The 10,639-nt window shown below is 69.5% G+C and carries 17 protein-coding genes; 5 read left to right on the forward strand and 12 right to left on the reverse strand.

The window, feature by feature from the left end; all coding sequences use genetic code 11:
* Positions 1–115: 115 nt before the first annotated feature.
* The 3 genes from ACFWJ4_RS39220 to ACFWJ4_RS39230 form a co-directional block, all read right to left on the reverse strand.
* A complete protein-coding gene (locus ACFWJ4_RS39220) occupies positions 116–907 on the reverse strand; it encodes a hypothetical protein (protein WP_380553606.1) in 792 nt (263 codons plus the stop codon).
* A gap of 59 nt (positions 908–966) precedes the next feature.
* A complete protein-coding gene (locus tag ACFWJ4_RS39225) occupies positions 967–1,974 on the reverse strand; it encodes a DUF4232 domain-containing protein (RefSeq protein ID WP_380553609.1) in 1,008 nt (335 codons plus the stop codon).
* Between the two features lie 77 nt (positions 1,975–2,051).
* On the reverse strand, positions 2,052–2,792 hold the full coding sequence (locus ACFWJ4_RS39230) for a hypothetical protein (protein ID WP_380553612.1): 741 nt from the start codon (positions 2,790–2,792) through the stop codon (positions 2,052–2,054).
* 196 nt (positions 2,793–2,988) lie between these two features.
* Here ACFWJ4_RS39230 and ACFWJ4_RS39235 point away from each other — a divergent pair, with 196 nt between their 5' ends.
* Entirely contained in the window at positions 2,989–3,186 is a 198-nt protein-coding gene (locus ACFWJ4_RS39235; protein WP_380553615.1) for a hypothetical protein, read from the forward strand.
* A gap of 232 nt (positions 3,187–3,418) precedes the next feature.
* Here ACFWJ4_RS39235 and ACFWJ4_RS39240 read toward each other — a convergent pair whose 3' ends face one another.
* The 7 genes from ACFWJ4_RS39240 to ACFWJ4_RS39270 all read right to left on the reverse strand — a co-directional run bounded on the left by ACFWJ4_RS39240 (position 3,419) and on the right by ACFWJ4_RS39270 (position 6,974).
* Positions 3,419–3,958 carry an NUDIX hydrolase gene (locus tag ACFWJ4_RS39240; protein WP_380553618.1) on the reverse strand — a complete coding sequence of 180 codons (540 nt, stop codon included), beginning with the start codon at positions 3,956–3,958 and terminating at the stop codon, positions 3,419–3,421.
* Positions 3,959–4,058: 100 nt separating this feature from the next.
* The gene (locus ACFWJ4_RS39245; RefSeq protein WP_380553620.1) at positions 4,059–4,526 is read right to left on the reverse strand and encodes a helix-turn-helix domain-containing protein; all 468 of its coding nucleotides are present in this window, start codon (positions 4,524–4,526) and stop codon (positions 4,059–4,061) included.
* An 8-nt stretch (positions 4,527–4,534) separates the two neighbouring features.
* Positions 4,535–5,056 carry a DUF6879 family protein gene (locus tag ACFWJ4_RS39250; protein WP_380553622.1) on the reverse strand — a complete coding sequence of 174 codons (522 nt, stop codon included), beginning with the start codon at positions 5,054–5,056 and terminating at the stop codon, positions 4,535–4,537.
* A gap of 1 nt (position 5,057) precedes the next feature.
* The gene (locus ACFWJ4_RS39255) at positions 5,058–5,312 is read right to left on the reverse strand and encodes a hypothetical protein (RefSeq protein ID WP_380553625.1); all 255 of its coding nucleotides are present in this window, start codon (positions 5,310–5,312) and stop codon (positions 5,058–5,060) included.
* A 244-nt stretch (positions 5,313–5,556) separates the two neighbouring features.
* A complete protein-coding gene (locus ACFWJ4_RS39260; RefSeq protein WP_380553628.1) occupies positions 5,557–6,087 on the reverse strand; it encodes a DUF6879 family protein in 531 nt (176 codons plus the stop codon).
* Positions 6,088–6,369: 282 nt separating this feature from the next.
* The gene (locus ACFWJ4_RS39265) at positions 6,370–6,615 is read right to left on the reverse strand and encodes a hypothetical protein (RefSeq protein ID WP_380553631.1); all 246 of its coding nucleotides are present in this window, start codon (positions 6,613–6,615) and stop codon (positions 6,370–6,372) included.
* Positions 6,612–6,974 (reverse strand): ATP-binding protein, encoded by a 363-nt coding sequence (locus ACFWJ4_RS39270; RefSeq protein WP_380553634.1) that lies wholly within the window; start codon positions 6,972–6,974, stop codon positions 6,612–6,614. Before ACFWJ4_RS39270 ends, ACFWJ4_RS39265 begins: the two co-directional genes overlap by 4 nt.
* A gap of 269 nt (positions 6,975–7,243) precedes the next feature.
* On the opposite strand from ACFWJ4_RS39270, the gene ACFWJ4_RS39275 reads away from it, so the two are divergent.
* From ACFWJ4_RS39275 to ACFWJ4_RS39285, 3 genes are all read left to right on the forward strand, one after another.
* Positions 7,244–8,107, forward strand: coding sequence for a helix-turn-helix domain-containing protein (locus ACFWJ4_RS39275; protein ID WP_380553637.1), 864 nt, complete (start codon positions 7,244–7,246; stop codon positions 8,105–8,107).
* Entirely contained in the window at positions 8,100–8,291 is a 192-nt protein-coding gene (locus tag ACFWJ4_RS39280; RefSeq protein ID WP_380553640.1) for a DUF397 domain-containing protein, read from the forward strand. The genes ACFWJ4_RS39275 and ACFWJ4_RS39280 overlap by 8 nt, the downstream gene beginning before the upstream one ends.
* Positions 8,292–8,394: 103 nt before the next feature.
* Positions 8,395–8,586: a DUF397 domain-containing protein gene (locus ACFWJ4_RS39285; RefSeq protein ID WP_380553643.1), complete on the forward strand. Its 192-nt coding sequence runs from the start codon at positions 8,395–8,397 to the stop codon at positions 8,584–8,586.
* 19 nt (positions 8,587–8,605) lie between these two features.
* Here ACFWJ4_RS39285 and ACFWJ4_RS39290 read toward each other — a convergent pair whose 3' ends face one another.
* Positions 8,606–8,821 (reverse strand): hypothetical protein, encoded by a 216-nt coding sequence (locus tag ACFWJ4_RS39290; RefSeq protein ID WP_380553646.1) that lies wholly within the window; start codon positions 8,819–8,821, stop codon positions 8,606–8,608.
* A 306-nt stretch (positions 8,822–9,127) separates the two neighbouring features.
* On the opposite strand from ACFWJ4_RS39290, the gene ACFWJ4_RS39295 reads away from it, so the two are divergent.
* Positions 9,128–9,259: a hypothetical protein gene (locus ACFWJ4_RS39295; RefSeq protein WP_380356212.1), complete on the forward strand. Its 132-nt coding sequence runs from the start codon at positions 9,128–9,130 to the stop codon at positions 9,257–9,259.
* A gap of 67 nt (positions 9,260–9,326) precedes the next feature.
* Here ACFWJ4_RS39295 and ACFWJ4_RS39300 read toward each other — a convergent pair whose 3' ends face one another.
* Positions 9,327–10,322, reverse strand: coding sequence for a hypothetical protein (locus ACFWJ4_RS39300; RefSeq protein WP_380553649.1), 996 nt, complete (start codon positions 10,320–10,322; stop codon positions 9,327–9,329).
* Positions 10,323–10,639 lie beyond the last annotated feature (317 nt).

The following is a 10,639-nucleotide window of genomic DNA, read 5'->3' on the forward strand; positions in this document are numbered from 1 at the left end:
CGCCACGGGGGAGCGTGCCGGGCCGCCGGGTCCCGCACCGCCCGGCCCGACCGGACGGCCGGGCTCGACGAAGCTCGGCGGGCTCAGCGACTCAGCGACTCAGCGACTCAGCGACTCAGCGGCCGGACTCGTGGGCGAAGACGGCCTGGGCGACCGCCTTCTGCAGCGGGCTCAGGTGCTTGTCGACGAGGGTCTGGTAGTCACCGGCACGGCCGTCGGCCCACTGGCCCAGGCCCGCGACCATGGCCCGGCCGGCACCGGAGAACGCCTGCACCATGCCGCTGTCCGGGGGCAGGGTGGCCAGGCCCGAGGCGGGCGGCGGGGCCTGGGCGCCGACCTGGTAGTCGTCAAAGGCCATGCTGAGGGTGGTGACCAGGTGGACGGTGTCCTTGGGGTCGGCCATGGTGAAGACGGCCAGGTTGTACTGGTTCTTGGCGCTGTCGGTGTACAGGGCGATCTGCTCGCCCAGGCAGCCCTTGGAGGCGCGGATCATCCCGATCAGCCGCGGGCCGACCGAGTCCGGTTCGACGCAGGACTTCATGACGGTCGATCCGACCCTGGTGTAGACCTCGCCGCCGGCCGCCGTCACCTGGACGGGGAACAGCTGGTCGAGCGGCAGCAGGGAGGCGTCCGGGGTGGCCGAGGCCCGGGCCGCGGCGGCGGAAGCCGTGACGGAAACGGACGCCGCCGCGGACACCGACGCCGACGCGGAAGCGGACGCGGACGGAGACTCGGAAACGGACGGGGCCGCCGATCCCCCGCCCTCCTCGCCGGAGGGCCGCAGCAGGGCGAAGGCGCCGGCGGTCACCGCGGCGGCGGCGAGGGCGAACGCGAGGTTGCGCGGCCAGACCCGCTGGGGGCGGGGTGAGGAGTCGTCGGGCCGCTGGTCAGGATCGGTGGGGAACATACCGCCGTACCGTAGTGATCTTGATTGCGGCGCTTGACGACGGTTCGATCACAGTGCGGTCACGGTGCCGGGCGCGGTGACGGCGTGTCGTTCGTGTCCTCCCTGGTCCAGGCGCCGGCGCCGAGGCGTCCGGTGGTGCCGAGGTCGAGTTCCGGGACGACCGTGACGGGGGCCGCGTCGGGGGTGGCGCGCACCCGCACGTAGGGGGCGTTGAGCGGGTCCCCGACACCGGCCTCGGTGGTGTTGCGCCACACCAGGGTGGTGCGGGCGCCCTCTCCCGGGCGCAGGGCGATCTTCCGCGGCGGGTCGTCGGCGCCGGTGCCGGAGGCGATCTCGGCGCCGCCGCGCAGGATCCGCACGCCGTCGAGGGGCTTGTGGTCGAGGTCGAGCGGCTGCACCTGCGGGTAGCCGTCGAGGGTGACGACGGCGGTGCCGCAGTTGCGCAGGTGCAGGCCGACCACGCGCAGGCCCATGGCGGCGTCGCCCTCGTCGGCGTACAGCCGCAGGCCGGTGGGCGGGCAGGGGCCGCCGGCATTGGGCGCCTCGGCGGTGGGCACGCTGCGGACCTTGAGGAGCTCCGGCTTCGGCGGGTGGGGGTTGTCGGGCTGTCCCAGGGTGGGCGCGCCGGGGCGGGAGCCCGGCCCGGTGGGGCCGGGCGCGGTCAGGTCGATCCGCCCCTTCTCGGTGGCGCCGGGGGCGAGCCCGGTGACGGTCCGGGTGAGGTTCCCTCCCCCGCCCGACCCGGGGCTGCCGAACACCGCCGCGCCGCGGCTCGGATCGGGGCCGTTGAACACCACGGTGTAGTCGTAGGGTTCGCTGTTCGGGTTGGTCACCTCGTACTCGAAGCAGGTGCGGCCGACGGCGGTGATCCGTACCCCGCCCTGGGCGAGCGCCGTCGGCTGCGGCACGCCGGGCGCGCCCGGCAACGGGGTGCCGCACGACCCGGGGCTACCGGAGGCCTCCGGTCCGCCGCCGGAGGCCGCGGTCGTCGCGGTGCCGCCGGAGGCCGCGGTGCCGCAGCCCGCGAGCAGCAGGGCGGCGCCGACGGCGGCGAAGTGACGGACCATCAGTGAAGGTCGGGGCATGGAGGGCTGACGCATCGACCGAGTCGATCACGCCCACCGCCGGACGGCTGTGAGCCGCGTCACTTCGTGTGCAACAGCCCTGCCACGGTCCGCGCCGGCCTCCTCGCCGGGTGGCGGCCCGCCGTCCTTTCGGGGGTCAGGCTGCCGGTCCTGGTTCCGTAGCCGGAGCGGGAGGGGAAGTGGACGGTGCGCACGTCGCCGTCGCACTTGTAGGGCCGCGCGGTGCCGGACCGGCAGGTCCACGGCTCCTTCTTGACGGTGTCGCCGTCGTTGCCGGTGAACGCCCAGTTCAGGTAGCCGCCGTCGCCCCGGTTGCGGAAGGTCGAGTCCCCCTGGAAGACCCAGATCCGGAACACGTCGTAGCCGGACGGTTCCTTCTTCTCCTTGTCCATGAAGTGGTTGAGCTTGTAGGTGGTGTCGAGCAGCACCCCCTTCATGTCGGACTTGTACTCGTTCCTGAACCACTCGGTGTCGTACAGGTCGGTGCCCACGGTCTTGAACACCATGACGTTGAATCCCGGGAACTTCGCACTCAACTTCGTCGCGGTGCTCTGGGTGAACTCCGCGTTGTCCAGCTTGTTGAGGTTGGCGGCGTTGTGCATGAGCTTGATCATGTCGAAGGCGGAGTTGATCAACGCGGTCATGCAGTTGCCGCCGCCCGGCGTGGCCGGGGTTCCGCAGGTCTTGTCCACGGGGGCTGCCGCAGGCGCGGCCTGGGCCTGCACGGTCAGGCCGGAGAGCCTGGCGGCCGCGGCGACCCCGCAGGCCAGGGCGCGTTTCAGACGGGACAGGGGTGGCACGTCGGAACCATCCTTCTTCTCGGAGAAGTTGGATGCTAGGCATCGGAATTCTCCGTCCCGCGGCTCCTGACGCAATCCATATGACAAGATCAAGAAGCCTGACGCCTTTCACGCGCCAACCGGTCCGGTGGGCCCTGCGGACCGGGCTCGACCCCAGTGGCCTGCCTCGGGCAGGCCGGATCGGAGGACCCGCAAGGTGTCGACATCACCGGAGTTCCGCGGCTTCGACCTGGTCCGGCGCGGCTACGACCGCGAGCAGGTCGACCGCTACCTCAGCGCCCCGTCCGAAGCCGGTTCACCGCCGCCGCGGCCGGAGTTCCGGATCAGGTGGCGCGGCTACGACCGCGAGCAGGTCGACGCGCGCATCGCGGACCTCCTGCGCGGCAGGGCGTAGCCCCACGTCACGGGTTCGGCGCAGGAAGTCGGACCGGCCGACTTCCTGCGCCATGGGGTGTCCGGCACCCCGGCCCGCCCGGGCACAGGGGTCAGGGCGCAAACCACCCGCACCCGCGTCGCGGTGGCCCCGGCCGGGCCGGGACCACCGCAGCCGGCCGCTCAGCGCGACTCGACAGCAGTTGAGGTCCCGCCCGTCCGCACGGGGTGCGGACGGGCGGGGCAACCGAGTGCTACAGCGCGGCCAGGACCCGGGCCCGCAGCGTCTCGTCGGCGATGCCTTCGATCGGCCGCCAGGCGTACCCGGTGACCTCTTCCTCCTGCAGGGTGACCGGCACCGCGCCGCCGGTCCGGAAGAGGAACCGCACGTCGATGTGCCGGTGCTCCGGTTCGCCCTTGGCGGGGTTCTCCGGGATGGTGTGCACGTCTATGTGAAGGGGACCGTCGGCGGCGAGTCCCTCGGCGCTGACACCGGTCTCCTCGGTCAGCTCGCGCAGGGCCGCGCCGACCAGGGTGGTGTCCTCGGGCTCCAGGTGCCCGCCCGGGGGGACCCACGTGTCCAGGACACGGTGGTGGATGAACAGAACCTCCCGCTTGTCGTTGACCAGGACGGCCCCGGCGGTGACGTGGCCCCGGAACTCCTTCCGGCTGGTCACGTCCGCGTCGCCGGAGGCCAGCAGCCCCAGGGCGACGGCGAGGTTCGCCTCGTCCTCGGGGAAGCGGGAGAGGTACGCCGCGAGCGTGGTGCTGATGTGGTCTGCCGTGATGGCCAAGGGATCTCACCTGTTGTAGAAGTCGAGCCACGTAGCCGCGATGGCTTCGCGAGCCTTGATCGTGAAGTAGCGCCGGGTCCTCTCGTACCTCGCGCCCGGCTCAGACAGGGAGGTCCCAGCCCGGTCCGTCCTCGGTGCCGAGCCAGACGCGCTGTGCGGCCGCCGACACGGTGATCCCGCGAGTCTGCAACAGGCCCGGGATGATGCCCGGTTGGTAGCAGCGAAACCGGCTGGTCCGATCGAACAGCGGAAGGACGGCTTCCTGGGCTCTCCTGAGACCCGTGCGTTCCATCCGCTTCCACTCCACGAACATGCCCTCTACGGACTTGAGGCTCGCAGCCAGGTTGTCCGCCTGGTCATCGGCGGCGCAGGCGCGGCACCAGTCCCGGATGTCGTGTTCGGAAGGCGCGGTGATCGCGTTCTCGATGCGCGACACCTTGGATTTGTGCCAACCACAGAGGGCGGCCAGCGCAGGCCCGGTCAGCTCGGCTTGCCGGCGAAGTTCGCGCAGCCGGTCAGCCAGTATCTTCCGGGCCTGCTGGACGCTCGATGAGCGGGACGTTCGCATGGACTCGACTACTCGGGCGTGTACTCCTGGTGCGGGACAGCGAGTTCCCAGAGTGAGTCGAACGCCACACCGACGAACCGCAGCAGTCCCGGTTCCACGGCTTCGGACACGACCTCACGACGGCTGATCTCACCGTCGCCGGTGAAGTGGTTGACGACGGCCTGCGCGTCATCGAACAGCCAGAAGTCGTTGGCGGGAAGCGCGGTGTCCCGGATGTCCGCCCGCCGCAGCCAGCGGACCTGCTCGCCGGCCGCGAGGTTGAGGTAGGTCACGTGGTGTTCGTACCTGATGTAGTCGGTGACCGGTTCGGAGACGATCCGGAGCCGCCGGACGACCACGCCACGAGACACCGCTTCCTGGACTGCGTCGCCCCAGCCCTGAAACCACTCGGGTCGGTCTTCGAATGCGTAGCGACGGCCTTGCCTCCAACGCTGGAACTCGGGATCGCTCGCACCGTAGGCGTCACGAAGTTCCAGGTGAACGGCCGTACGCGTTGCCTTGGCCAGCCCGTCACGGGTAGGCGATGTCACGTCACTCCTTCGCGTCCATGCCGAGGGCAAGGATGTACTGGATCATGACTTCAGGAAGCCTGATCACGGTCTCGTGCTCGGGAACCCTGGTGGAGTGGCCCGGGATCGATCCGACCTCCTCACAGCGCCGAAGATCCTCCTCGCTGGCTTTGTAGGACTGGATGATCAAATCCCCGTTCTCGGGGTCTCGCCAGATGGTCGGCGAGTCGTCGGTCGGGGTGTTCGGGATGATCCCCAGAAACTCTAGAGGCTGCACGATGCTCCCTGGGAACTCGGTTCCGCGTAGTTGCACAACCGGACGGCCCTATCCTGGCGCGCACATGAAGAGCTGTCAGGCGCTTTGCTGTCTGACGAGCCGTCCGTCCGGTCGCCCCCGGGGAGGCCCGGAGCAGTACCGCAGCCCCCGGCGCGCGGGCGGCTGCGATGGTGGCCCAGACGTTCCAGGCGTTCTGGGCGCTTGACGATGGAGAGAGGGATGGCCCGGTGGTCTGTCGACGGGCTCAGACGGTGTACTTCTCGTGGTCGACAGCCCGTTCCCACACGGCCTCGAAGGCCTTCGTGCACAGTTCCACGGTGGCCGGCTCCTGCGTCATCACGTTCCGGGGATCAGCCCACTCACCGTCACCGGTGAACAGGTTGAACCGCACGATCCGGCGATCGAAAAGCCAGAAGTCGGCTCCCGGCAGCGCAAGGTCCAGCGCCCGGGCCCGGGGCAGCCATCTGATCTGCTCACCGGCCGCGATGTTGGTGAACGTGTGGGAGTGCTCGTAGCGGATGTACTCGGTGACGGGCTCCGACACGATCCGGGCACGCCGGACGGTCACTCCACGGGCAATGGTCGCCACCACGAAGTCGTGGAACGGATGCCACCACTCGTCCCGGTCCTCCAGGCAGTACCGGTGCCCGGCCTTCCACGCGGCGAACTGGTCGACTTCGTCGGCGACGCTGTACTGATCACGCATCTCCAGATGCACGGCCGACTTCGTCGTCTCCCGGAGCAGAGTCCTGAAGTCCGGCACGTTCGATGGCATCGCAAGCCTTCCTGATGAAGAGGATCATTCGCTCGGGGCAAGCCATTCGGTCTTCCGGCATCCGATGCCGCCTTGTCCGGCGTTTCCTGACGAACCGCCCGTTCGGCGGACCCTGGGCCGGCCTGGAGCAGTGCCGCAGCCCCCGGCGCGCGGGCGGCGGGGGCCGGCGGGGTCAGGCGTCCTCGTCGGGCGAAGTCGTGCGGAGGGCGTTGACGACGCCCAGGGCCACGATGGAGACCGCGACGGCGAGGAGGACGGCGAAGGCCGTCCCGATCAGAAACTTCACGAGAAGTCCCGCTCCGCGTCGAGGAGGAGGACGAGGAGGTTGAGCAGGGTCGAGGCCGGCGCTGTGTTGAAGCGGACGAGGACGCGGCCGTCGATGGTCCGGTCGGTAGCGGCTGAGGGGAAGATCAGGCCGAACTTCCGCCCCCGGTCCTGGACTTCGGCGAGGAGCGTGCTGATGTGGGCGTCGGTGTAGTGCCGGATCCGGGGGTCGGTCGGCAGCATCGGGTGGCGGCGGGCCATCACGCGGCGCCGTCCAGCTCGAACCAGACGGATTTGGCACGCTCGTGGGGGTCGACGCCCCAGCGGTGGGTGAGGCCCTCGACGAGTTGCAGGCCCCGGCCGGACTCGGCGAGCAGGGAGAGCGGCGGGGTCGCGGGGAGGATCGGGCTCCCGTCCGTGACGGAGACGCGCAGGGAGCCGTTGATGGAGATGATCTCGACGAGCGGGGCGGGGGTGTCCCCGTGCCGCCAGGCGTTGACGAGCAGCTCGCAGAGGGCGAGCTGCGCGTCGGAGATGACGGAGGGGGACCAGCCGACGCGGGTCATGGTGTTGCCCAGGGTCTGACGGGCGATGGCGATGGTGGGGGTGTTGATGTGACGCATGGGAGTTCTCCCGAGGCGTGAGTGAGGGAGGAACCGGCGGAACATGTGTCGCCGTGAGCCAGGCCGGTGGAGAAGGACTTGGCTGCTCTGCGGTGCTTGCTAGCAGGCGTTACTGACGATCCGTCGGATCGGTGTGAGATCGACCATAGCGCACCATCTCCTGAGTTTTTAGGCTCACACCTAAAAATTCGCTCTATCGTGTGGCTCGCAGATGGACCTGCACGTCGCCAGCGCGGCACACTGGCCCCAGCACCGGCCGAAAGGACGCCATGCCCCTTCGCTCCAACCCGACCCTCCGTCAACGGCGACTTGGCGCTGAGCTGCGGAGAATGCGGGAGCAAGCCGAGCTCGGCGGCAGCCAGCTCGCCCGCACCCTCGGCATCAGCCCTGGCCAAATGACGCAGATGGAGAAGGCGAAGATCGGCGTCAGCCCCGAGCGCCTGCGAACCCTGGCCGCGGCCTGCAACTGCGTCAACCAGCCGCTGATCAACGCCCTCGTTGACATGGCGCTGGAGCGGGAGAAGGGATGGTGGGAAAAGTTCCGCGGCACCCTGACCATCGACTTCCTTGAGGTGGCCGAGCTTGAGAACCGCGCCAAGCGGCTGACAATCTGCACGACCACCTACGTTCCCGGACTGTTGCAGACCAGCGACTACGCCTCGGCCGTGTTCGCACGGATCTTTCCTCCGCTGCCCCCACAAGACATCGACACCAGGACGGCCTTCCGAATCAAGCGGCAAGAGGTAGTTCGCTCAGGCGCGATTCCTCTCCAAGTGTTCATCCACGAGGCCGCACTGCGGATGCAGTTCGGTGGCCTCAAGGTCCTCATCGGCCAGCTCGGTTCGCTGCTCGACGATTCCGAGCAGCCCGGCATCTCAGTTCGCGTCGTGCCCTTTGCCGTCGACACCTTCCCCGGTTCCGGCGAGAACCTCACGTTCGCCGAAGGCCCCGTCCCCGAGCTGGACACCATCCAGATGGACGTCACCCAAGGTGCACTCTTCTTCGACTCCCCGGCGGACCTGGCCAAGCACCGGGCGATCTTCTCTCGCCTGGACTCCACAGCACTCTCCGAAGAAGGATCACGTGACTTCATTCGATCCGTCATGGAGGATGTGAACCGCACATATGCGTAGTCCAGAGTGGCAAAAGTCCAGCTACAGCGCCGCAAACAATGAGTGCGTGGAGGTCCGCACGGTCGCCGGGGCGATCGAACTCCGCGAGTCCGACGAGGGCCACACCATCCTCCGCACCACCCCCACCACCCTCGCCGCCCTCCTCCACGGCCTCAAAGCCGGCGAATTCGACCACCACGCCTAACCGCCCCAACCCCGCAGCGCCCCTCGCCCACCCCGGGCGAGGGGCGCAACCACCGCACCGCGAAGGCAAAGGTCCCCGGTCAGGATGGAAACGGAAGACAACAATGCCTGAGTCCACCTGGCAGAAGTCCAGCTATTCCGGTGCAAACAACGCGTGCGTGGAGGTCCGCGCGGTCGCCGGGGCGATCGAACTCCGCGAGTCCGACGAGGGCCACCTCATCCTCCGCACCACCCCCACCACCCTCGCCGCCCTCCTCCACGGCCTCAAAGCCGGCGAATTCGACCACCACTCCTAGCTAGGACTTGTTCGGTCGATCACGTGCGGAGCCAGATGACGAGGGTGGCTGCGGTGATGGTGCCGAGGTGGACGTAGCCGCGTTTGTAGTATCCGGTGGCCACCGCTCTGGCGTGCTTGAGCTTGTTGATGGCCTGTTCGACGGTGTTGCGTTTCTTGTACCGCCGCTCGTCGAAGCCCGGTGGCCGCCCGCCGCACGAGCCCTTGCGCAGCCGCAGCCTTCGCGCCGTTCGCACCTCTTCACGCCGGTGACGATTCGCGCACATCCCATTACGTTTGGCAGCGATCGCGGGATGCGTCCGGCACCCCTGCGCACAGGAGGTCTCATCATGCGACGACTCGTCACAACGCTCGGCACTCTCATCGCTGCAGGGACGTTGGCCGTAGCCGTCCCCACGTCCGCCCAGGCCGCCACGGGCACCTTGACGTTCTACAACGTGATCTTCCCTGACGGGTCGGGCCTTGGCCCGGGCGTGCCGTACGTCGACCCGCCCGCAGGCTGCTACGAAGTGCCGAGGGAGGCGCAGGGGCCGTTGTCGGGCGTGAACAACGCGACAGACAGCGCGGTCCGCTTCTACTGGCGGGAGGACTGCACCAGCCTGCTGTTCAACGTCCCCGCCGGCCGTTCGGTCAGGTTCAACTCGCACCCCCGCTCCTTCATGGTCGAGAGGTAACCGAGGCCCCTGACCGCCCCGACCCCGCAGCGCCCCTCGCCCACCCGGGGCGAGGGGCGCCAGGCGCTCAGTGCCTCCGGGGCAGTCGCCCCAGGAGGCCGTGGCCGCGCGTGGTCTGCCAGCGCGACCGCGCCAGCCGCAGCACCGTGTCCCACTGCTGGCGGACCTCGTCGTCCGGCGGGCGCTCGCCGCGCCCGATCCTGTCGAGTTCGTCCCGCACCTCCCGTCCGAGCGCAGCCGAGGCCACGGTGGCGAGCATGGCTCCGAACAGGGCGGAGAGCATGGCGAAGACCGCGCCGATCGCGCCGTAGCGGTCCGTGGAGGCGTTGAAGAGGCGCGGCAGGTAGACGCCCATGGCCACCGAGTAGCCGGACAGCAGGACCGCCGCGATGCACGCGAACGGCACGAGGTCGAGCCGGGGGATCCGGCCCGCGGACAGCAGCCGGCCGCCCCAGATGAGGAAGGCCGCTGTCAGCGGTGCCTCCACGACGTCCGCCACCAGTCCCAGCGGCCCGCGGTCGAGGGTGGCGTGGACCCAGCTGCTCAGCGCGGCGTACCCGGCGAGCAGCGCGATCCATTTGAGGCCGTTCACGGTGTTGCGGACGCTCAGCGGTTCCAGCTCCCAGTCCTGTTCGAACAGGCGCTGGGCGGCCCGCGCGAAGCTCAGCACCGAGACGAGGAGGAAGGCGATCCCGAAGAGCCCCGTGGCGCCCCAGTCGTTCGACGCGGAGAGCATGTCGTGCACGGCTTCGGCGCCGCCCCCGGTGAGGCCGTAGCGGTCGATGACGCGCTGGGCGACGTCCTTGCCGCCCAGGCGGACGACGAGGGTGCCGCAGACGATGGCCAGTGGCACCAGGGCGGTGAGCGCGGCGGAGGCCAGGGCCATCGAGCGGTCGAAGCCCACGAGTCGCTGGAACCGGCTGACCACGCGCAGCGCGAACGCCGGGCGGAGCCAGAAGGTCGCCGTCCTCAGGATGGTCTCTCGGCTGATCCGTCTCGTGTGGCCCTCCGGAGTGACAGTGGTGGGGTGTCGGCGCGGGAAGCCGGGGAAGCCGGTGAGCACGCCGCCGGTGTGATCCTCGCGCGGCGGGCTCAACCTGCTCCGGCAACCCGCCGGAACGAGTTTCTCCGGCTGCGACCCGGGAGGCGGCGCGCGGCGCGGGAGCGGACCTCGGCCGGCTGATGTCCTGTCGTGTCGGGCCTGTCCGTGGATCCCGTGTCGAGCTGCGGGGTTGCCGGGGAGGAGCGCCCCTGCCTCGGGGGCCCCCCCGCCGGGGCCCCGGGCCCACCACAGGTGAGACCGGGTGGAGGTGCGAGGTGGGTGTCTGTTATAAAAAAAACAGAGCCCACCAAAACACAACAAATCTAGTATGTGCGGGT

The sequence above is a fragment of the Kitasatospora sp. NPDC127067 genome, from assembly GCF_042724755.1.
GTDB lineage: Bacteria > Actinomycetota > Actinomycetes > Streptomycetales > Streptomycetaceae > Kitasatospora > Kitasatospora lactacystinica.